This is a genomic window from Streptomyces sp. B21-083 (assembly GCF_036898825.1).
Classification (GTDB): domain Bacteria; phylum Actinomycetota; class Actinomycetes; order Streptomycetales; family Streptomycetaceae; genus Streptomyces.
Window position 1 is genome coordinate 263,324 of sequence record NZ_JARUND010000001.1, and the last position, 21,630, is coordinate 284,953.

At 68.9% G+C, this 21,630-nt stretch carries 17 protein-coding genes and 3 pseudogenes; 6 read left to right on the plus strand and 14 right to left on the minus strand.

Translation table 11 applies throughout. The features are described 5' to 3' along the window. Positions 1-111 precede the first annotated feature (111 nt). Together QA861_RS01235 and QA861_RS01240 are read left to right on the plus strand one after the other, a co-directional pair. Positions 112-1,016: pseudogene (locus QA861_RS01235) on the plus strand (alpha/beta fold hydrolase). 243 nt (positions 1,017-1,259) lie between these two features. Further along, positions 1,260-1,940 carry an adenylate kinase gene (locus QA861_RS01240; RefSeq protein ID WP_334586306.1) on the plus strand — a complete coding sequence of 227 codons (681 nt, stop codon included), beginning with the start codon at positions 1,260-1,262 and terminating at the stop codon, positions 1,938-1,940. Here QA861_RS01240 and QA861_RS01245 read toward each other — a convergent pair. Both QA861_RS01245 and QA861_RS01250 read right to left on the minus strand, forming a co-directional pair. Next, positions 1,907-2,044 (minus strand): annotated as a pseudogene (locus QA861_RS01245) (DUF6192 family protein); the annotation flags it as partial. The gene QA861_RS01240 and the pseudogene QA861_RS01245 sit on opposite strands and share 34 nt — an antisense overlap. Positions 2,045-2,072: 28 nt before the next feature. Next, positions 2,073-2,321, minus strand: coding sequence for a hypothetical protein (locus QA861_RS01250; RefSeq protein WP_334586307.1), 249 nt, complete (start codon positions 2,319-2,321; stop codon positions 2,073-2,075). A 194-nt stretch (positions 2,322-2,515) separates the two neighbouring features. Between QA861_RS01250 and QA861_RS01255 the strand changes: the two genes are divergently transcribed. Both QA861_RS01255 and QA861_RS01260 read left to right on the plus strand, forming a co-directional pair. Next, complete coding sequence (locus QA861_RS01255) at positions 2,516-2,914, plus strand: hypothetical protein (RefSeq protein WP_334586308.1); 399 nt, start codon at positions 2,516-2,518, stop codon at positions 2,912-2,914. Between the two features lie 71 nt (positions 2,915-2,985). Further along, positions 2,986-3,975, plus strand: coding sequence for an ArsR/SmtB family transcription factor (locus tag QA861_RS01260; protein ID WP_334586309.1), 990 nt, complete (start codon positions 2,986-2,988; stop codon positions 3,973-3,975). On the opposite strand, the gene QA861_RS01265 is transcribed toward QA861_RS01260, so the two are convergent. The 5 genes from QA861_RS01265 to QA861_RS01285 all read right to left on the minus strand — a co-directional run bounded on the left by QA861_RS01265 (position 3,966) and on the right by QA861_RS01285 (position 9,354). Then, positions 3,966-4,412 (minus strand): hypothetical protein, encoded by a 447-nt coding sequence (locus tag QA861_RS01265; RefSeq protein WP_334586310.1) that lies wholly within the window; start codon positions 4,410-4,412, stop codon positions 3,966-3,968. The genes QA861_RS01260 and QA861_RS01265 overlap by 10 nt on opposite strands. A 131-nt stretch (positions 4,413-4,543) precedes the next feature. Beyond that, positions 4,544-7,411 (minus strand): BTAD domain-containing putative transcriptional regulator, encoded by a 2,868-nt coding sequence (locus tag QA861_RS01270; RefSeq protein ID WP_334586311.1) that lies wholly within the window; start codon positions 7,409-7,411, stop codon positions 4,544-4,546. 151 nt (positions 7,412-7,562) lie between these two features. Continuing rightward, on the minus strand, positions 7,563-8,030 hold the full coding sequence (locus tag QA861_RS01275) for a hypothetical protein (RefSeq protein WP_334586312.1): 468 nt from the start codon (positions 8,028-8,030) through the stop codon (positions 7,563-7,565). 27 nt (positions 8,031-8,057) lie between these two features. Continuing rightward, a complete protein-coding gene (locus QA861_RS01280; protein ID WP_334586313.1) occupies positions 8,058-9,020 on the minus strand; it encodes a hypothetical protein in 963 nt (320 codons plus the stop codon). 31 nt (positions 9,021-9,051) lie between these two features. Beyond that, positions 9,052-9,354, minus strand: coding sequence for an SH3 domain-containing protein (locus tag QA861_RS01285; protein WP_334586314.1), 303 nt, complete (start codon positions 9,352-9,354; stop codon positions 9,052-9,054). 523 nt (positions 9,355-9,877) lie between these two features. Here QA861_RS01285 and QA861_RS01290 point away from each other — a divergent pair. Next, positions 9,878-13,486 (plus strand): nSTAND1 domain-containing NTPase, encoded by a 3,609-nt coding sequence (locus tag QA861_RS01290; RefSeq protein WP_334586315.1) that lies wholly within the window; start codon positions 9,878-9,880, stop codon positions 13,484-13,486. Positions 13,487-15,733: 2,247 nt separating this feature from the next. On the opposite strand, the gene QA861_RS01295 is transcribed toward QA861_RS01290, so the two are convergent. The 4 genes and pseudogenes from QA861_RS01295 to QA861_RS01310 all read right to left on the minus strand — a co-directional run bounded on the left by QA861_RS01295 (position 15,734) and on the right by QA861_RS01310 (position 18,840). Further along, positions 15,734-17,299 carry a DEAD/DEAH box helicase gene (locus QA861_RS01295; protein ID WP_334586316.1) on the minus strand — a complete coding sequence of 522 codons (1,566 nt, stop codon included), beginning with the start codon at positions 17,297-17,299 and terminating at the stop codon, positions 15,734-15,736. 354 nt (positions 17,300-17,653) lie between these two features. Continuing rightward, complete coding sequence (locus QA861_RS01300; protein ID WP_145801666.1) at positions 17,654-17,857, minus strand: cold-shock protein; 204 nt, start codon at positions 17,855-17,857, stop codon at positions 17,654-17,656. Positions 17,858-18,249: 392 nt separating this feature from the next. Continuing rightward, a pseudogene (locus QA861_RS01305) lies at positions 18,250-18,459 on the minus strand (lamin tail domain-containing protein); the annotation flags it as partial. Positions 18,460-18,501: 42 nt separating this feature from the next. Continuing rightward, positions 18,502-18,840 carry a helix-turn-helix domain-containing protein gene (locus tag QA861_RS01310; protein WP_334586317.1) on the minus strand — a complete coding sequence of 113 codons (339 nt, stop codon included), beginning with the start codon at positions 18,838-18,840 and terminating at the stop codon, positions 18,502-18,504. A gap of 1,232 nt (positions 18,841-20,072) precedes the next feature. On the opposite strand from QA861_RS01310, the gene QA861_RS01315 reads away from it, so the two are divergent. After that, positions 20,073-20,228: a hypothetical protein gene (locus QA861_RS01315; protein WP_334586318.1), complete on the plus strand. Its 156-nt coding sequence runs from the start codon at positions 20,073-20,075 to the stop codon at positions 20,226-20,228. On the opposite strand, the gene QA861_RS01320 is transcribed toward QA861_RS01315, so the two are convergent. The 3 genes from QA861_RS01320 to QA861_RS01330 form a co-directional block, all read right to left on the minus strand. Beyond that, a complete protein-coding gene (locus QA861_RS01320; protein ID WP_334586319.1) occupies positions 20,225-20,599 on the minus strand; it encodes a hypothetical protein in 375 nt (124 codons plus the stop codon). The two genes, QA861_RS01315 and QA861_RS01320, sit on opposite strands and share 4 nt — an antisense overlap. A 111-nt stretch (positions 20,600-20,710) precedes the next feature. After that, on the minus strand, positions 20,711-21,127 hold the full coding sequence (locus tag QA861_RS01325) for an ATP-binding protein (RefSeq protein WP_334586320.1): 417 nt from the start codon (positions 21,125-21,127) through the stop codon (positions 20,711-20,713). Positions 21,128-21,212: 85 nt separating this feature from the next. Next, positions 21,213-21,503 carry a hypothetical protein gene (locus QA861_RS01330; RefSeq protein WP_334586321.1) on the minus strand — a complete coding sequence of 97 codons (291 nt, stop codon included), beginning with the start codon at positions 21,501-21,503 and terminating at the stop codon, positions 21,213-21,215. Positions 21,504-21,630 lie beyond the last annotated feature (127 nt).

The window sequence follows — 21,630 nt, forward strand, 5'->3', positions numbered from 1 at the left end:
GAGACGAGACGAATCGTATTGCATCACTCCCGGGGTGTAGATCATGATGATGACGCAGGATGACGAGACGGCTCGTCTCGTCATCGAGTCGTGGATGTGGGGAACGGTGCCATGAATCAGCGGTTTGTCCAGGTCGACCCGGCGGTGCGGCTGTGGTCCGAGGTTCGCGGCGGCCTCCGGGATTCCACCCTGTTGCTGATCATGGGGGCCGGGGCGTCCGGGCTGGGCTGGCCGGAGGGACTGGTTGACGCGTTGGCCGTGCGCCACCGCGTCATCCGCTACGACCACCGGGACACCGGCCGCTCCAGCTCAAGTTTCGGCACGCACCCGTACCGCATCGTCGACCTCGCCTCGGACGCGATCGCCGTCCTCGACGCGTACGAAGTGGAGCGGGCGCACATCGTCGGTCACTCCCTGGGCGGCATGCTCACCCAACTGCTGATCGCCGATCACCCCGAACGGCTGCTCAGCGCAACAGTGATGGGCACCGGCGCTCTCAGCAGCACCCCACTTCGCACCCGGACGGCTCCCGAACTCCCGTAGACCGACTCCCGCCCATCGACGCACGGGTGCTCGAACTGTGGTCCCACCCCCACGAGGACCGTGGCCTGGAGGGCGAGCTGGACCACCGCGTGGAGCACTGGCGGCTGCTCAACGGCGATCAAATCCCCTTCGACTCCGAGGAGTTCCGGGCCTCGGAGCGCCGCATCATCGAGCACGCCGAGCGCTACGAGGCGCCCATGACCCACGGGCGCGCGGACCACTCCGGCATGGACCGCACCGAGGAACTCGCGCGCACAGAGGTGCCGACCCTGGTCGTCTCCGCCCCGGCCGAGCCCATCTTCCCACCGCCGCACCCCGACCATCTCGCCCAAGTGATCGCCGGGGCACGGCTGGTGGAGATACCGGGCATGGGGCACGCCCTGCCCCGCGCCGTCCACGCACCCCTGGCCGCGGCCGTTCTCGACCACACCCTGGCCACGGACGCCCGCGCCCGACCAGGGGCGGGGACGTAACCTCGATCTCCTGTCGGCCAAGCGCGGCACCTGGCGAAGAAGACCCAGGCGTGTTCGTCAGCTGGCGGGCGTATCGACGCCGAGCAGCTGAGAACAGAGGAACATCAACCTCAACTCGGCGATGTCCCATGGTGTGGTGATCCCCACCGCCAGGGGGTGGCCCACCGGATGGGCAACGACATCGGTGCACGTGTTTCACAGGGACGGCTTGATGGCCACGCATGACGAAGGGACACCTCATCGATGCGCATCCTCCTGATCGGGCCGCCCGGAGCCGGCAAGGGCACACAGGCAGTGCGCCTTGCCACGCATCTGTCGATCCAGCACATCTCCACCGGTAACCTGTTCCGAGAGCACATCGACCAGGGCACCGACCTCGGGCAGAACGCCCACACGTACGTACGCGCCGGCCTTCTGGCACCGGACGAGGTCACCATCGAAGTGATCAGACAACGCCTTGCCCGCCCGGACACCGTTCGCGGATTCCTGCTGGACGGCTTCCCCCGCAATCTTGCCCAGGCGGAGGCACTGGACGGCATCTTGGCCGACTCGAAGTCGAGGCTGGATGCCGTGCTAAACCTGGAGATTCCCGAGGCCCAGGTGGTCAGACGGATCGCTGGACGACGGCTGTGCCGCCAGGACCGCGAACACATCTTCCACGTCCACTACAACCCGCCTGAAGTGGACGGAGCCTGCGACATCTGCGGCGGTGAGCCGTACCAGCGAGATGACGACCGCGAGACAACCGTTCGTAAGCGACTAGAGGTCCATCGCAGTGAAACGGCGCCGGTCGTCGACCACTACCAGGCTCGGGGCCTGGTGACCACGATCTCGGCCCTCGGCCAGGTCCAGGAGGTCCTGGACCGCGCGCTGGCCGCGATCGGCCACGGTCAGGTCGATGCCTCCGGCGCGTCGAGCTGCTGACCCCTCCGCTGGGAAGGTGTGGACTCCTCCACCCCCCGGACCCTGTCCTCCGCCGACACTTTGGACGCGACCTGCGGACGCCTCAGAAAGTCGGTGGTGACAGCCGCGGCAACCTCACGCGGTGACCTTCTCCTACGGCGTGATAGGGGTCTCGACCTGCTGACCCACCCGCCGGCTCGCGTCGTCCGTGGTCACCGGGCCTTGCCATCCCGCGGCGTCAGGATCGCCTCGAACCGTTCCGCCTCGCTCCACCACGGCCTCCCCCTGGACGTCCTCCGGCGCAATGACGCACAGCAGCGCGCGGGCCTCAAGGACGTGGCCCAAGTTCTCGGCAAGCGCGGAGAACACTTCGTCGGACACGGCCGTGGCGGCCTCGCCCATGGTCCCTCCCCGGGGAACTGCGTACGGGACGCCACCAGTCCGACACGTTCGCCGGCGAAGGCGGACGGGGCCTTCTTGTCCTTGATCCCGCGGCACCAGCGGCAGTTCTGCCGCTGAGCTCATGAATAATGCCTGTTCACCGGGCGGAACTCCGGCAGGTTTTCGGCAAACTGCCCTAGGTAGCGTTGTTCGGCATGAAGAACAAAGCGAGCCTTGTTGCGGTTGTTTCGCTGTCTCTGATGGCGATGTCCGGCGGGGCGGCCCAGGCCGCCGGGTCCGGTTCGGCAGGTGTAGCGGCAAACCCGGCATGCACGGATCTGAGGAACGGGCAACTGTGCATCAGCATCACGCCGGTGAACCAGCAGGGGAGCATCCGGGTCTCCTACCAGAAGAAGGCGGGCACGCCGATCTACGGGCATCTCGAGTGGGTGAACCCTGCCAACCAGACGTTCAAGTCGCCTGACATCTGGATGTACGCAGGCAACACCTATTACCAGACGTGGCCGACATGGGTGGGCCCTGGCTGTAACCGTGGAGTCATCTACAACGCGACCGACAGGGAGTCGAGCTTTACGCCGCCCGACTGCGTCTGATCGCAGTCCACAGCTGGCTCCGGTGACGTCCGGGCCGCCGCCGATGACCACATGGAGGGCTCGAAGCGATCATGTTACGGATCCGCTTCACCGCGCTTGATTTGGGCCGGGTTCGATTGGCCGCGGGCCCGGCGCTGATGTGGGAGACGGTACTCAGTCTGCATTGGCTCCAGCGTGGTGCCGCCGGTGCCGCCGGCGCGTGGTGGCGCCACGCCATGGCGCGCAGGCTGACGCCTGACCTGCGTCTGCTGCGCGCGCTCGTTCCGCCGCGTGGGTACATTCCGGACTTCCTGACGCCGTACGGGTGCTCGGCCGATCCTGTGGAGGCGGTGGCTCCGGTGTTGGACACGTCAGTGTCACGGCTCCGCCGCGATGTCGGCTTGCTGACGGTCAGTCACGGTGTCACGGCCTCGTTGCGGCCGTTGGCCGAGGGCAGGGCATGCGCGGTTCGCCGTCTCGGTGAGGCACTGGTGGGCTATCACAGGGTGGCCGTCGGGCCGTTCTGGCGGATCGTGCGGGATGAGGTCGCCGCTGAACGTGCCCGTGCGGCTTCGTTGCTCGCTGACGGTGGTGCGGAGAGGGTGCTCAGCCGTCTCTCACCGCGGATGCGATGGTCCGGCTCGACGTTGACGTTGGCCGTCGACTACCCGGTGGAGCGGGAGCTCAGCCTGGAAGGCCGGGGATTGCTGCTGGTTCCGTCGTACTTCTGTGACGGAACACCAATTACGTTGGCAATTCAGGAAGATACGCCGGTGTTGGTGCTCCCGATCACTCGTACTCTCGGCTTCGCACGGGATGAGGCGCTGCCCGGTCTGCTGGGGCGCAGCAGGACCGCGGTGCTGGAAGCAGCCGCAGACGGCGGCAGTACGAGTGAACTCGCCCGCCGTGCGGGGATTCTGGTCTCTTCGGCCAGCCAGCACCTCACTGTGCTGAGGCGTGCGGGGTTGGTCGTGAGCAGGCGCGAGGCCAACGTCGTGTTCCATGCGGTCACGCCGCTGGGAACGGACCTGCTGCGGGGACGGCGATCGTCCCCGCAGCAGGTGTGCCCCGATCAGCAGTAGCCGATCTTCCTGTAGCCGATCCAGAACTCGCCCTTGTTGTTCACGTTCGCGTTCGTGCCCACCGCGGGGAGACGGTTGGCCCCCCAGATCCGGCCGCGGAAACCCTGAGAGACGCTGTCGATGTCGACGTAGGGTTGGACATCGACGCCGCCGTGGAAGGTGGCCGTGGCGTCGCCGGGGGCCCGCGTACCGCTGGCGTAACAGGCACTTCCGTTCGAGCGGCGGAGCACGAGATCACCGTTGTCCTGCAAGAGCAGGTAGTATCCGCTGTTGCAGATGGCCTGGTTCGTGGCCAGCTTGCCGGAGAACGACGTGCCGATGCAGGTCACCGCTGCGGTGTAGGTCTGCCCGGTGGATGGCTGGGCCGCGGCTACGCCGGACGCGCTTACCACTGCGGCGCCGGTCGCAACGACCGCCGTCAATACTCGTTTCATCATAGGCATGGTGAATTTCCCCTCGTTGATTTTCTTGCCGCACAACGAGTCTGCCGGCGACTGCCGGTCGTGATCACGTGTTTCATGTCTGCGTAAAACTCACCTGCCCCGCGGCGATGAGTTCGGCGATGGTCTCAGTCGAGCGACGCCAGCTGGCTGAGCACTCTGGTTGCCGGCACCTCTCGGTGCTGTGCCCGGTACAGCCCCAGCGCCCGCTCCCACGAGCTACGGGCGAGGTCGTCGCGCCCGAGCGCGTGCGCTGCTTCGCCAAGACGGGCCAGCACGCCCGCCTGCGCGAAACCGTGCTGCAGCAGTGCGAGCAGGTCGCTCGCGATCTGCAGGCGGCGTACCGCCTCCCGGTACCTCCCGGTCTCCAGCTCGAGTTCGCCGAGGCTGCGCAACGTGTGCGCGATGCCATCACGGTGCCCGTGTTCCTCGCACAGGGCCAGGGCCTTGTCGCACCACGCGCGACCCTCATCTCGGCGGCCCAGCCTGATCAGACACCAGCCGACGCAGTTGAGCATGTCGGCTTCTAGATGAGGTTTGCCCAACGCCTGGTAGCCGGTGAGTGCTGCGCGGGCGTGATCGAGAGCCTTGCGGTGATTCCGCCTGCCTTCCCACGCCCACGCCAGCGAGTTGTGCGCGTCCGCCTCCGCCGCGAGGTCGCCGAGTTGAGCCGCCAGCGCCACGGCACGTTCGAGGTAAGGCAGTGCGGTCGGGAAGTCGCCAAGCGTCGCGTGGCTGTCACCGAAGCTGATGTCGGCTTGGACGAGCGCTGTCACGTCGCCGATGCGTTCGGCGACCTCGCGAGCGGTGGTCCACATGGCCAGGTGGTCACGCAGCCGTCCGTACCGCCAGTGGTAAACAGCAAGCGCTTTGGGCAGTTGCCAGCTCACGCCAGGCAGCTGAAGATCGACGACGGCGGTCAGCGCCGCGTGTTCCGCCTCGGTCCAGGCCAGCGCCGCAGTCATATCGCCCGGTCGGTATGGGTTGCTTCCCGGCGCGGGCAGCTGGTCGACAGAGGGCAGCCGGTGATGGCCCATCACCTCGGCGCAGGCGAGGGCACTGTGCAGGTAGTGCTCGACAGTCTGGCCGAGGGCGCTGTCGCGTTCGGCTTCACCGCACTTCTCCGCCGCATAGAGCCGCACCAGGTCGTGCATACGGTAGCGGTCGGGCATGTGTTCGTCGACGAGGTGGGCATCGGCCAGCTCACGCAGCAGAACTGGCGCGCCGGGGCCTGCGACGGCGATGGCGGCCCGTGTCCCGATGTCCGGACCCGGGGTGATCGACAGCTGGCGGAACAACCGCGCCGCCGCAGAGGACAGCGCCGCGTGGGAGATGTCGAGAACAACGCGCAGATTCGCCGAAGGAGCGCCCGCGTCCAATGCGCTCAGTCTGGTGTGCGCACTGCTCAGTTCGGCTGCGAGCTCGGTCAGCGATGCCCTGGTGGCGCGGGCGATGACGATGCCGAGCGCCAACGGCAGTCCAGAACACCAGTGCACAACGGCTGCGGCAGCGTCCGGTTCGGCCGCGAGCCTGGGCGCGCTGAGGCGGTATGCGAGCAGGTCGCGCGCCTCGGAGCCGTTCAGGGGGTCGAGCGTAATCGGCCACGCGCCGTGGGTGGCGACGAGCTCCGGCAGTCCGCTGCGGCTGGTGACCAAGACCGCGCTCGCCGTGCTACTGGGCAGCAACGGGGTCACGTGGTCGGCATCGCGAGCGTTGTCCAGCAGCACCAGCACGTTCCGCTCGGCGAGCAGGCTGCGGTAGAGCGCGGCCATGCCGTCGATGTCCGGCGGCACCGCGGTGGGGTCCACACCGAGTGCCCGCAGGAAGCCGTGCAGGGCCGTCTCGACCGGCAAGGGCGGCGATGCCGGGTCATAGCCGCGCAGGTTGACGTATAACTGGCCGTCGGGGAATCGCGCGGAGTTCTGGTGAGCCCAAGTCAGCGCGAGCCACGTCTTGCCCGTGCCGCCCGCACCGCCGATCGCGGCGATCATGGTGCCGGCGTCGCGGGCGTGATCCAGTGCCGCGAGCTGAGAGGCGCGCCCGGTGAACCCCGGCGGCGGAGCCGGCAGCTGCCGCAGTGCCCCAGCGGCGGGTATCTCCTGCCGCAGCACCCGCAGATGTGCTTGGCGCAGGCTGGCTCCTGGTGAGACGCCGAGCTCGGTTGAGAGCCTGTTCCTCAGCGACTCGTACAGCTCCAGTGCGGCACCCTGCTGCCCGCAGCCTGCGAGCGCCACCATCAGCCGTGCACACAGCTCCTCGTGCAACGGTTCATCGGCCACCAGAGCGCGCAGTCCCGGCACCGCGCCGCCGTGAGCGCCGGCGGCGATCAACGCATCCGCGTGGGCGATCCCGGTGGCAAGCCTCTGTTCGGTCAACGTGAGGGCGCGAGGAAGCTTTCGCACCAGATCGGGCAGGTCGGCGAGCACGGCACCACGCCAGCATCTGAGTGCGGCTTCCCAGTCACCCGCGGCGACCAGAGCGTCGAACCTCAAGACGTCGAGCTCATGGATGTCCGCGACGAGCCGGTAGCCTGAGCCCGACCGCGCCTCGATACGTTCGGCGCCGAGCGCTTTCCGCAGCCGCGAGATGTAGCCGTAGAGCAACTCGCGGCACGTGGCCGGGGGACTGTCTCCCCACAGCACGTCGATGATCTCCGCCTGGGACACGATGTCATTGCACCGCAGTGCGAGCACAGCGAGCAGGCTGCGCTGCTTCACCCCACCCGCCTGCACGACCTGACCGTCGCGCCGCACCACGAGCGGTCCGAGCACCTCAACCTGGCATCCCGTGCTGGGCACGTCGGATCCTTCCAGGCCGAGCACCGAGCCGAGCATCCGCAATGACGAGGTGTGAGGGCGGCGGACTTGACCGCACTCGATCGCACGGACCGTACGGACGCTGACCCCCGCTTGGTCGGCGAGCTGCTTTTGAGTGAGCCCGGCTCGCTTGCGACGGGCGCCCAACTCCGCGCTGAACGACGCAAGTTCGTGATCCACCCTCACTTCCCCCAAATGCTCGGCCGCGGCTGGCAGTTCTGCCTCGCACTGGCCCGTAGCCCACCGTACATTCCGGACACACGGTGTCCGTGTGCATACTGGCGCATGCCCTGCAAGCTGCATCGGATGAGCGAGCAGCTCGCCGACTTGTTCAGGTGATCCAGCTGTTGCCGGCGCAGGCGGAGGCTGTCACCCACTGGCTGGCCATGATGTTCCTGTCCATGCTTGCACCGTTGGTGAAGGTGTTGTCGCCCAGGTAGTCCGCGTACAGCTCGCCGGGTGCAAGGCAGCCGTAGGAGCCGTTGCCGCCGGGAAGGAAGTAGAAGGCGACGACGTCTCTGCCGCCGAAGAAGCCCGCGTTCATGACGGACCTGGCCCGGTTGCTGGCATTGGTGAACGCGCCGACGCCGTCGCCCCAGTCGAGGTCGTTTCCGATAGTTCCGCCGAGGTAGGTGCCGGTGCAGTCGGTCCAGTCCCAGGCGTGCATGCTTCCGTTGCGTCCGGGCCATTTGGCGTTGCAGTTGTCGCCTTGCACGGAGGCATGTGCGGGGGAAGGCGAGGTGAGCAGGCCGCACAGAACGAGACCGGCGGCCGCGATGAGTGTGCGTATTCGAGGCATGTCGTACTCCTTGCGAGAGATGACGTTTCAGGTTCGAGGGGGTGCGAGTGCGGCAGCGCGTTGCAGCGCCAGGTGCTGGAACGCACGGCTGAGGTTCAAGGCCTGCCGGTATGTGCGGGGCAGTTCTTTGATGTAGTGGTTCTCGCGTTCCTTGCCGATCGCTCTGAGCGAGGTATGTCGTGCGCAGGTGGCGTCGGCCACCGCGAGGTCGCGTTCCGCCCGGAACGCCCGGGCGGCGCCCAGCCGTAGTGACTGCTGTGCAGCGGCCTGTCGGGCGGCCCCGGGGTCCGGGAAGGGATGGCCAGCCCGGTTCATGCACTGCGACCAGGCGCTCAGCGCCGTGGTGAACTTTGTGTCGGCCATGATCTTGGGGACGTAGAGTGCCTGGAGGCTGCCTGCCACCTTGTCGGCACGGAACCAGCCGCGCACATCCCCATACAGCTGCTTTTCCGACTCGGCCACGCACCCCCCTTCCCGCTTCTTGACCGTCCCACCGCGGGGAAGCTCAGCCGTAATGACAGGGGCGTCGAGGCCGCCGTCCATGGCCGCGTCGTATTTTCTGCGCTGGGCTGCGGAAAGGCTCGCGTGGTAGGCGATATTGGGGTTGTGACGCCGACGACGATCGTCCTTCGCGGTGATCCGACTGCCATATCCGTGTTCACGCGCCCAGTCGACGTCGTCCGACACGTATCCCGCCGTGCGGCTCTCCTCAAGACTCACGCGCTGCGCTTGCCAGTACGCGAAGCCGTTACGGTTCATGCACCTGCGCAGCAGCACCTGCTGAGCGTCCGAGATGTGCAGCAGCTGCGCATCGCTCAATGGGCGGTCGTTGCGGGTCGCCGCAAACGGTGCTGCCGGCGACGGTGGCTGGTTGCCGCTGCAGCCGACCAAAAGGACAGCCGCCGCAGCCGCCGCGGCTGTTGCGGCTGTTGCGGCTGTTGCGGCTGTTGCGGCCGGTGCCGGCCGCGTTCCTGCCTGCCCGTGGTTCACGTCATCGTCGCCTTCCTCCCGCCACCGGCTCTCACTCGTAGCAGTCGCGCAGATAGGACCAGGTGATGAAGCCGCTCACGCCAGTACGGGCGTCCGTGCCGTGGGCGTAGGTGTTGGTGCTGCCGGCGAGCTCGACCCAGTTGTCACCGGAGTAAGCCAGCCCCAGCACCGTGGACGACGTGTTCGGCTGGGAGTGGATGCGCACGCCGTCGCCGCTGACGAAGCAGACCAGAGCCGCGGACGACGGTGCGGACGCCGCAGCAGTGGCGAGGCTGAGGCCGACCAGGGATGTGGCCGCGGCGAGGATGACGCCGAGTCGGCGGATGTGCTGCATAGGTCCTCCTGAGGTGCAGTCGTGGTTCACGGCAGGGACAGCGGTGGAGCCGAGTGTCGGGTTCTGCGGCAACGCGCGTGGGCCGTCAGTCCCCGTTCTCGTTGGTCATTTGGTTGTTTCTCTCCTCTCGGATGGGGTCCGCAGCGGTGTTCTCACTGCGATCGGACCGCTGCCCGATCGCAGTTCTTGTGTGGTTCCGGGCCGTTGCGTGCAGGGGTTCGGCTTCGTTGGTGCCGGATTCCCTGGCCACGGCCCGGGGCATGCCCTGTGATCAGTTCTGTCCCGGGCCGTGGCCGGCCCGGCATCCCCCGAAGTGCGGGCGAGGGGCGATCCACATGATGGGGGGCGCAGGACAGGAGCTTTGTCGGCCAGATGTTGTCTGGCAGGCCCCGTTCACCACTCCAGACAATGTCGGTGGCCGGGTGCTGTCTGTGGGCCGTGTCGCCGGCTGGGCTGCGCGGTAGCGTCGGTGAAGCGTTTTCCTGTGATGGTGGGGGGAGTTGTGGGACGTCGGGAACGGCCGGTGGATCCCGCTGAGGGCCCGGTGGCACGCTTCGCGTTCGAGCTGCGCAAGTTACGTCAGGAGGCGGGGGGTCTCACGTACCGGCAAATGGCGGCGCGCACGTCGTTCTCGGCGGGGACGCTGGCTCAGGCTGCCGCGGGCGGAAGCCTGCCCTCGCTGCCGGTGGCGCTGGCCTATGTGTCCGCCTGCGGCGGCCGGCTCGAGGACTGGCAGCGCCGCTGGCACCAGGCACGAGAGCAGGATCTGGCCGAACCGCCCGGCGATGACGACGGCGCGGTGTCGCCCTACATGGGTTTGCGGCGGTTCCAGCCGCAGGACCGGGAGGTGTTCTTCGGACGCGACCAGCTCATCGCCGACCTCACCTCGCTTGTGCGGGGACACCGCGTCACCGTCGTCGTCGGTGCCTCCGGCAGCGGCAAGTCCTCCTTGCTGCGCGCCGGGCTCATCCCCGTCCTGCAGAGTGCGGACGCCGGCGAGCGCCCGGCCGCCCTGCGCATTTTCACCCCGGGCTCCCGGCCCGCCGGCACTCACGCTCACCTGCTGAGTCCTGAACCGTCCGGCGCCGACACGGTGATCGTGGTCGACCAGTTCGAGGAGATCTTCACGCTGTGCAGTGACCCAGCGGAACGAGAGGCGTTCATCGGCCTGCTGCTGGCCGCCCGCACGCCCGGAAGCCGATTGCGGGTCGTCATCGCGGTGCGGGCAGACTTCTTCGGCCGCCTGGCCGAGCATCCTGCTCTCGCCGCCGCCGTACGCGAGGCCACCCTGCTGGTCACCCCGATGACGCCCGTGGAACTGAGGGATGCGATCGTCAAACCCGCGGCCGCCGCCGGCCTGATCGTGGAGCGCGTCCTCACCGCCCGCCTCGTCGACGATGTCACCGGCCACCCCGGCAGCCTGCCGTTGATGTCGCACGTTCTGCTGGAGACCTGGCGGCGGCGCCGCAAACGCACACTGACCCTCGCCGCCTACGAGGCCGCCGGCGGCATCCACGGCGCCATCGCCCAGACCGCAGAAGCCCTCCACACCCATCTGCACCCCAGCCAGGCACGCCACGTGCGGCAGATCATGCTGCGTTTGGTCACACCCGGCGACGGGGCACCCGATACGCGCCGGCCGGCCGGCCGCGACGAACTCGACAGCGACCAGCCGGGTGAGACCGGTCAGGTGCTGGAACGCCTCGCACGCGCCCGGCTGCTCATCCTCGACGACAACACGGTCGAGATCGCCCACGAAGCCCTCCTCACCGCCTGGCCCCGCCTGCGCGACTGGATCGAACAGGACCGTCAGCACCTGCACGTCCACCGCCAGTTGACGGAGGCCGCCACCACCTGGGAGCAGCTGGACCGGGACACGGGAGCCCTGTATCGCGGCACGCGCCTGGAACAGGCCACCCGACTTGACCGCGGATCACTTTCCGCTGCGGAACAGGCGTTCCTCGATGCCTGTCTGGCTGCGCAAGCAGCCGAACACACTGCACTCCGCCGCCGGATGCGGCTGCGGCGTCAGGCGGTGGCGCTGCTGAGTTTTCTGCTCCTGATCGCCACCTCGGCCGCGATCTGGGCAATAGGGGCGCAGCGCGCGGCGAACCAGCAGCGCGACGTCGCCGTGTCCCGGGAACTGGCTGCCAGAAGTGACGCACTCCTGTCCCAACAACCGGAGGCGGCCATGCTGATGGCGCTGAAAGGCTTCCAGCGGGCCCCCACTGTGGAGGCCCGCAGCAGCCTGATCAGCGCCTACAGCATGTACGGGGCCAATCAACTCACCGGGCACACCCAGAGCGTGCAGGCGGTGGCCTTCAGCCCCGACGGCCACACCCTGGCATCGGCGGGAAAAGACCACAGCGTCAAGCTGTGGAACACCGCGACACGCCAGCTGATCGCCACGCTCAGGGGACATACCGACACGGTTAACGCTCTGGCCTTCAGCCCCGACGGCCACACTCTCGCCACCGTCAGCGCCGACCACAGCATCAAACTGTGGAACCCCGCCACCCACCGGGAAACCGCCACCCTCACCGGCCACACCAGCGCCGTGAACGCCTTGGCCTTCAGCCCCGACGGGCACACTCTCGCCACCGCCGGAGGTGAAGGCGGGATACGTCTGTGGAACACGCACACCCACGAGACGACGGCCACCTTCGCCGGGCACACCCGGGCAGTGTTGGCGGTGGCGTTCGCGCCGGACGGGCGCACCCTGGCCACGGCCGGCGCTGACCGCACCGTACGGGTGTGGAACACGGCATCGCGCCGCACTACCGCCACCCTGACCGGGCACACGAACGAGGTCCGAGCGGTGGCCTTCTCACCCGACGGGCACACCCTGGCCACGGGCAGCGACGACTTTTCTCTTCGCCTGTGGAACGTTGCGACGCAGCAACTGATCTCGGCGCTGAACGGCCACAGCGATTCTGTGACGGCGGTTGCATTCTCCCGAGACGGCCGCACCCTGGCATCGGCCAGCGCCGACGGCACCGCGAAACTGTGGAATCCCGCCACACGGCGGGATACCGCCACCCTCACCTTCCGCGGCGGCTTCCTGAACGCTCTGGCCTTCAGCCCCGACGACCAGACTCTGGCCACCGCCGGCGCCGACGGCACCGTCCGGCTGTGGAGCACTGCCACCCGCATACCCATCGCCGAACTCGGAGGCGAGGTGTACGCCGCGGAGGAATCCTTCAGCCCCGACGGCCACACTCTGGCCACCACCTCCGGCGAGGCCGTCCAGCTGTGGGACGTCAGCCGGCGGCGGCCGGTGGCGACTCTCGCCGGTCCCGACAACTCGGCATATGCGATGGCATTCAGCCCTGATGGGCACACGCTGGCCACCACCGGCGCCGACCGCACCGTCCGACTGTGGAACACCGCTACCCACCGGCAGACTGCCGTCCTGAGGGGCCATCACAGCAGCGTGCTGGCCGCCGCGTTCAGCCCCGACGGCCAGATTCTGGCCACAGCGAGCTACGACCACACCGTACGGCTGTGGAACGTGGCCCACCGGCGCCTTGTTGACGTCCTCCGCGGCCACACCGACGCCGTCTTCGACGTGGCCTACAGCCCCGACGGCCGCACCCTCGCCACCACCGGCGCCGACGGCACCGTCCGGCTGTGGGACACCACCAGCCACCAGACCAGCGCGGTCCTCACCGGCCACAAAGACGCCGTCTACGCCGTGCAGTTCAGCCCCGACGGCCGCTCATTCGCCACAGCCAGCGCCGACCGCACCGCCAAGCTGTGGGACACCGCCACCCATCAGGCGACAGCCACCCTGACCGGGCACAGCGACGCCGTCACCAAGCTCGCCTTCAGCCCGAACGGAGAAACTCTGATCACCGCAAGCCACGACCACACCATGCGCCTGTGGAACGTCCGTACACGGCGCACCGAAGCCGTCCTCCGCGGCCACACGGACATGATCACGGGCATGGCACTGAGCCCCGACGGCCGCACCCTCGCAAGCAGCGTCAGCCTCACCGCTCCCGGCAGCAGCGAACTGCGGCTCTGGGACCTCGACACCGGACAGATCGCCCAACACATCTGCCAGGCCAGCAACGCCCACCACTGGTCCCAACTGCTGTCCGATACACCCGGAGCAGGAGCCTGCTCCTGAGCGGACGTTCGTGTGCGTTCGCGATGCGGTCGCTGTGACCGTGCGCCGAACGTTTCCTGCCGGGCCCGCCAAGCCCGCGTGACGCACCGCCACGAGCAGCAGACGGCGTTCAGCCGCCGGTCCACCCCCACCCATCGCGGGCGGCGCGGGCGGCGCGGGCGGCGCGGGCGAGCGTACGGCGCGGGCGGCGCGGGCGAGCGTACGGCGCGGGCGGCGCGGGCGAGCGTACGGCCGTCGGGCAGCGTCCCGGCTTTCGACAGGGCGAGGAAGGCCGCGTGGTAAGCCTCGGCGTCGGAGTCCCACGAGTGCCTCTCGAACCCGACCCGGTTCAGGGCCGCCTCAGCGGCGTCTGAGCACGCGTCATACGTCCGCTGGACCCGCGTGTAGTCGGTGGAGGAGTAGAGCCTCTCCATCTGTCCTCCCGCCTCGAACCAGGTGCTCGCCTCTGTGGTCACGGCGTCGACGGCCAGGAGGCGGTCGGCAACCTCGGTCAGGGCCGCCGCCCGCAGTTCGCGGGCAAGGCGGACCCAACTGCCCTCGAAGGGCTCGCACATCTTGAGGCATCGGGTGTACGGCAGACCGGTCACGGTCTGGATCTGGCGGGCGAGCCGCGCGGCGCGGGACTGCTTCTTCGGCATCGTCGTCTCGGATCCGGCGGACCTTGCCCACACTGTGCCCCCCGGTTGCTCGAGGTGCTTGATGATCTACGGGGACGCCGGCCTGGTGAGACCTTCACCCGGGATCGCCTGCTGCGGGGGAGCTGACGGCGGGGGGCTGTACGCGCTGAGCCGTCTGGCAGCACAGCGGGTCGCCTTCGGCGGTCAGGTCCTCCCAGCTCATGTGCTCGATGTCGGCGCGCGATCCATCTGACGCCCACAACCTGTGCCGATCATCAGAGCGCCAGAGAACTCGTTCACGGCCAGACCCTGTTCCTCGCGGCCCGTCGCAGAGCGTGCTCCGTTTCACGGTTGGCGTCCAGCGCGGTGATCTCGTCCAGGCGGTCGCACGTCTCGGCAGGCGGAAGCGTGACGGCCGCCGCGACCTGAGCGAGCACCGGAAGGTGTACGGCCGCGGCCTGCCAGGACAGGCTTGCCGGGACCCCGGTCCGGCGGAAGGCCGCGGCGGCCGTCCGGTGTCCGTACGGGGGCGCGAAGACCGCGAAGGCGTGGGCCGCATCGAGCAGGGCCCGCTGCCCCCCCCCCCCCCCAGCCGGTCGTCCTGCTGCATCAAGGTAGGAGCGGTGCGCCCTCCGGCGGCCAGAGCGGCGAACAGCCGCCGCCGGGACGCGGCTGCCTGCCGGTCGGTGACACCCAGCGGCTGGGTGAGCGGCAATCTTGCGGCGTAGCGGCGCTTGAGCTCCGTGTCCAGGACGTGGACCGCGTCGAGGCGGGCCTGCAGACGTTCCTGGGTTTTCCGGCCGTCGGGCAGCGGATCGGTCCCAGGGCCTGCCAGGCGGCGTGGCGGGCGAGCATCAGGTCGCCTTCCTGGCTGCGTCGGCCGATCAGCCACGGCACGGCCCGTCCTGCGGCGAAGCGGCGCAGTTCGGTTCGGTGTTTGCGGCGCTTGTCGCCGGTCTGCCGGCAGGGTTCGCCCTCCTGGCCGCTCGTGGTGACGCGGATCTTGCCCGATCCGCAGACCGGACAGGGCAGCCGGGAAGCCACCACCTGGCTCAGACGCCCGTTGCGGTGCTCCGGCGATGTCCGCCCGCCCACTGCCGTACCGCGCCCACCTTGCGCCGCCGTCCAGCCGCCGTACCCGGCCCCTCCCCCAATTAACCCGTACGTCAAGGCCCGGTATGTCCCACCGGCCCAGGCGCTAGACCAACTCCCGCTGCATTGGCTCCCCTTCGACGCTGGCGCGCGCGGGACGGGACGACCGTTCACGTACGTTCCGCCGGTCAAACCGCCGCCACAGGGAGAGAACCGGTCAGGAAACCCGCAGGGTGTGGCGGCGGGGCCGATCGCGCCGGGCCCGAATTTGTCGCGGATGCGGTCGGTGACCTCTTCGGCTACCAGCCGGTCCTCCCGCGCCTGGCCGAGGCTGATCTGCCGGGCGACCTGACCGGCGCCGGCCCGGTCCTCGCCCCTGAGGGCGAGTCCGGTGAGGCGGCCTCGCTGGATGCCCGCAGCATCCATGATGCCGATACGCCATGGCCCGCAGGTCGTCCTCGTGTCCGGAGGCTTCCGGCAGTCGGCGCGACTTGTCCCCGGAGGGGCCGCCGGCTTTGCGGCGGTGCCGGGGGGGGTGTTACGCGGCGAGGGCCGCGCGGGGCGCCGGGCGCTTGCTGGGGGCGGAGCGGCGGTCCTGGGCGGAGCGGCTGCGCCGGCCGCGGGTCGTGGAGGTGCTGCGCTTGGCGCGTTCCACGACCGGGGCGGCGATGACGCAGGGGATACCGCTGGGAGCCTGTGCTCCGGTGATCCGGGTCAGCTCCGTCTCGTCGGGGCGGACCTGTGCGGTCTGCGGGGTGATGCCGGCGTCGCGCATCAGGCGGATCATGTCGCGGCGCTGGTTGGGCAGGACCAGGGTGACGACGCTGCCGGACTCGCCGGCGCGGGCGGTCCGGCCGCCGCGGTGCAGGTAGTCCTTGTGGTCGCTCGGCGGGTCGATGTTGACGACCAGGTCGAGGTTGTCGACGTGGATGCCGCGGGCCGCGACGTTCGTGGCGACCAGCACCGTGACGTGCCCGGTCTTGAACTGCTCCAAGGTGCGGGTCCGCTGCGGCTGGGACTTGCCGCCGTGCAGCGCCGCGGCCCGCACCCCGCTGTTCAGCAGGTGGTCGGTCAGCTTGTCCACGGCGTGCTTGGTGTCGAGGAACATGATGACCCGACCGTCGCGGGCGGCGATCTGCGTCGTCACGGCGTTCTTGTCCGCGCCGTGGACGTGCAGCACGTGGTGCTCCATCGTCGTGACCGCTCCGGCGGAGGGGTCGACGGAGTGGACGACCGGGTCGGTCAGGTAGCGGCGCACGAGCAGGTCGACGTTGCGGTCGAGGGTGGCGGAGAACAGCATCCGCTGCCCGTCCGGGCGCACCTGGTCCAGCAAGGCGGTGACCTGCGGCATGAAGCCCATGTCGGCCATCTGGTCGGCCTCGTCGAGGACCGTGATGGCGACCTGGTCCAAACGGCAGGCGCCCCGGTCGATGAGGTCCTTGAGCCGGCCCGGGGTGGCGACGACGACTTCGGCGCCACCGCGCAGCAGATGGATCTGCCGCCCGATGGACATGCCGCCGACCACGGTGGCCATCCGCAGCCGCAGCGAGCGGGCGTACGGGGTCAGCGCGTCGGTGACCTGCTGCGCGAGCTCACGGGTCGGGACCAGGACCAGGGCCAGCGGCTGCAGCGGCTCGGCGCGCTGCCCGGCGGTCCTGGCCAGCAGCGCCAGGCCGAAAGCGAGGGTCTTGCCGGAACCGGTACGGCCGCGGCCCAGGACGTTGCGGCCGGCCAAGGCGTTGGGCAGCGTCGCACCCTGGATCGGGAACGGCACCGCCATGCCCTCGCGGGCCAGCGTCGCCAGCAGGGCCGCCGGCATGTCCAGAGCGGCGAAGGACTCCACCGCGGGCAGTGCCGGGGTGAGAGTGACCGGCAGGGCGAACTCGCCCTGCACGGACGGGCGTCGACTCGAGCCGCCGGAACGGCCGGAGCCCGCGTAGCCGCCGGAACGGCCGGAGCCGCCGGACCCGGCGTAACCGCCGGAACGGCCCGGCGCGCCGGAACGGCCCGGGGCCGAACGGCTGTAACCGCCCGCGCTCGAAGCGCCGCTACGGCGGGTGGAACTGGAGCTGGAATACGAACGACTGGAACGAACGGGGTTCAAGGAGAACCTTCCTGGACACGGCACGCACCCAGGAAGCCCCAGCAGCGAACACGCCGCACGAAGGCATCACAGAGACGAACCGAAAGAAATGAGGAGAAGCGAAGCGGGGCGGAACCATCCGCGCCAACGCACTTCGAAGGATCACGCCACCGAGCGGGTGGGCGACACGCCGGACCGATGAAGTCCGGGAGGCAGAAAGCGGTGCGCGGCCTCAGGGCTGCGAGCTGCCGCCTGCCATGCAGGCAAATGTGATGTGCCCCAGCTCGCCGGCCCAGAACGGGAAGTGGCGGGCGGGCAACGGGTAGGGCCCGCGACCTTGCGGTGCGGGCCCTACCCGGTGGTACGCGTCAGTGCTCAGGCGGGAACGATGTTCTCCGCCTGCGGGCCCTTCTGGCCCTGCGTGACGTCGAAGGAGACCTTCTGGCCCTCCTGGAGCTCACGGAACCCCTGGGCGGCGATGTTCGAGTAGTGGGCGAAGACGTCAGCGCCGCCACCGTCCTGCTCGATGAAGCCGAAACCCTTTTCCGCGTTGAACCACTTCACGATGCCAGTAGCCATGTGTATCTCCTCAAGACAGGGGGCAGAACCGAACACCGCACTGTACGGAGTCCGCGTCGCCGCGATGAGCCCATCCGGAGATGACCGGCAAAACAAAAATGCACCCACGGATCAAGCCCGTCGAGTGCACACAAGTTCATGGGTACCACAACTGCAACTGCCCACAACGTAGCACGAACACCCGCCCCCGTGCCGTCTTTCCCACCGGTGGTTCGATCTCCCGCCGGAGGTCGGCCTGGGAGGCGGGTGTGTCATGAATCAGACCCCTACCGGCGGCCCCGGAGAGATGCCGCGTCCCGTAGCTGCAGGACTGATGATCAGACGGCGGCGGCGCGCCGGATCCTTGCGGGCCCGACGCGTCCCCGTCTCACCTGCGTGGGCGGGTGTCAGGCTCAGGCGCGGCGGCGGGCATCGCCCCGGTGGCCACGGTCGTGGTCGCGGCCCCAGGACTCGTCGTCGACGAAGCGGCCGTGGCCGGTGCGCAGGGTCGCGGTGTCGCGGTCGTTGTTCCCCACGTAGTTGCGGCGGTCCCGGTAGAGGCCGGTACGGGTGCCGCGGCCCTCACCGGTGTGGATACGGACCGTGGCGCGACCGGCCAGACGCTGCGCGCAGGCCCGCCGAGGGCCGGCAGGGCACGCCCCGGCTCAAGCCGCAGTTGCCCGGTTTACCGGTTCGGCGGCACGGCGGTGTTCGGCGTTGATGCGCTGGGCTTCATCGAGCTGGTCTTCGAGGATGACGATGCGGCAGGCGGCCTCGACGGGGGTGCCCTGGTCGACGAGTTCCCGGGCGCGGGCGGCGGTGCGTAGCTGGTAGCGGGAGTAGCGGCGGTGTCCGCCCGCCGAGCGGAGCGGGGTGATCAGGCGGTGCTCGCCGATCGCGCGCAGGAAGCTCTGGGTGGTGCCGAGGAGTTCGGCGGCCCGGCCCATCGTGTAGGCGGGGAAGTCGTCGTCATCGAGCCGGCCGAACGAGTCGTCTGCTGTCATCGCACCTCTCTGTGGAACACGTGGAGGGGCCCTGGTGCTCTACGGCACCAGGGCCCCGAAGGAACTGCTACACCATCTGCCGGCCCTGGAACTGCGCCGGCCTTCTGTGTCCGCGTGACCGCCCAAGAAACGGGCGGGATGCGGGGATCGCGAATTGCGTGACCGGAGACCACCTGCCTATCGATGTCCTGCGGTACCCGGGCTCGAGACTTCCGCCCGGGCGATCCTGATGGCGCCTCAACTCCTCCGTTCTTCCCTCTGAATCACCTGTGTGCCGGGTCCTGCGAACCACTGATCACGCTCTTCGGCAGCCAGCCCCGTCGCCCGCCCTGCGTCTGCTCTGGCTTAGAACCCCACTGCCGAACCTCCCGGCACGCGCGCCCGCAGTCTGACGCCATTTACCGAGGTACTGCACACTTCACTTCACTGCTGGGTACCACGAACTTCACTTGCGGGTGATGCCACCGCGGTACTGCTCGCGGCGGCCCCTGAAAACTGCGGGCCGCCCGGTCCGGTCGTCAGTCCCGTCGCCGTCCTGCAACCACCCTGGCTTCGAAACTCCACCACCGCACCGACCTGCTGGTGGCCTGCGACAGCACCACTCTTCGGCAGCCAGCCCCGTCGCCCGTCCTGCAACCACTCTGGCTTAGAACCCCACTGCCGAACCTCCCGGTACGCGCGCCGCAGTCTGACGCCATTTACCGAGGGACCACCGGTACTACGGACTGCACCTGCACTGCGGTACTGCTCGCGGCGGCCCCTGAAAACTGCGGGCCGCCCGGTCCGGTCGTCAGTCCCGTCGCCGTCCTGCAACCACCCTGGCTTCGAAACTCCACCACCGCACCGACCTGCACTTACGTGTACTGCTTCCCGGCAGTTCATCTCTGCCGGGCCTGCTCGATCTCTCGGCTACGGACAAGACACTAACCCCAGCAACACCCACATGTCTACTCCCGCCATGACAGATTTTCTCTGAGGCCTGACAGTGATGAACTGTGGTCCGCGTCGCCTGGAAACTGCACCGGCCGACACCCTCCCGAGGTGTGGCGACCGCCGGACCGACAGGTGGGGCATCACGGCACAAGCGGTACAACCGATCACACGCGGCGTGTATGCGCATGAACAGCACGACGATCAGCACCACCGCGACACCCCCATACCGGCCGTAAGCCGGCCGTGGGCCAGGGCGACAGCGCATCCGGCGCCAGCCAGGCCCGCCGGGCCGCCGCGCCGTGGACCGACCGCCTCACCCCCGCCGCCCGGCCCGGACATGGCGGACACCCCTCGTCCTGGTGGTCTCCGAACTCATCACCAACGCCGCGCGCCACGACGGCGGCCACCACACCCTGGAACGGACCGCCGGCCCCGTGTTCACGGATGGCCTCTAGCGTTGCCGGGTTGGTGCCGCGGCGGGTGACAGGACGAGAATCCCGTCTTCCTCTGCCGCTGTGACGATGTGTCCCCGCTGCATGAGAAGTCCGGACACCGCGGCCTGCACCATCGCCCGCATGCCGTCGTTCGCTGCACGGCCCGGCCGGCTGGCGGCCAGCGCGATGAACTCGTCGGATGCCGCCCACCTGACGCGCACACCTTCCCGTTCCTCGCTCACCCGCAGGCCCGGCATCCCGCCGACCGTCTCCGCGACCAGGCAGAAGCCCGCCTCGCTGAGCACGTGCCACACCTGGGCGGCGAGCACAGACAGGGACGACGGCATTCGATGCGTCCGCCCCTGACCGAGCCCTTCATGCACATCGGTCACGCCCTCGAGCCTTGCCCTTGGAAAGGGGCGCCGCCGGCGATGCTCCCGCCAGGGTCGTCGGCCAGCGCGATCAGCGCCGTACCCCGTTTGCCGACCGGTTCGCGGTGGACTTCATCGCCCTATGACAGCGAGGGTGATTCCCAGGCCGTGCCGCCCGACGCGCTGCGGGTCGGTGGAGGCGACGTCCGGCAGGACCGGATCGCTGTCCCACACCGACACCCGTACCGCACCGCCATCGATCCGCATATCGAGCATGACCGGGCCCGGCGCGTACTTCACCGCGTTGGTGACCACCAGCTCGCCGACCACCAGCCGCGTCATACCCAGCGCCCGCTCCGACACCCGCACACCGTGCACGGCCCGCACGTCGATGAGGAAGCCGGTGACCAGATGACGCGCGGCGCCGATACAGGAGGAGCCGCCGTCAAAGGCAGCCGACGCCGACAGCGGTTCACCGTCTCCTGTCTCCTGTCTCCTGTCTCCTGTCTCCTGTCTCCTGTCTCCTGTCTCCTGTCTCCTGCCCCTCATCCCCTGCGCTCTGCCCCATGCACCCCCTCCTACATGACCATCACACGAAAATCACGCCGCGCGTCCGGGCAGCACCGCGTGACGGTCACGTCGGCTGCCCCGCCGACTCCGTACCTGCCTGGGGAGTCGGCTGAAGGCTTCGGCAGGGAAGCGGCGTCGACCTCCCCAGATGCTCCACCGTCTCCCCGCCGGCACCGCCCGCCCACCCAAAGCCGCCCGCCTCACGCTCACCCCTCACCCTGAGCCCCCGCACCGCCACCACAGCAGCCAACTGCTTGTGCAGATACTCCGACAACGGCTGCTGCTGCGTCGCCGCGACCACGGCTTCAACGATGTCATGCACTTTGATATCGGTGTTCTGGGAGACCAACACCAAGATCCCCCCACGCCTCCTCCACCGTGCACGACCAGACCGCGGACGCGCAGTCGGCGCCCGGGTTGTGGCGAAGCAGAGATCGCAGGGAGCAATGCTCAATGCCTGTGGATCAGCCTCGGGTTGGATG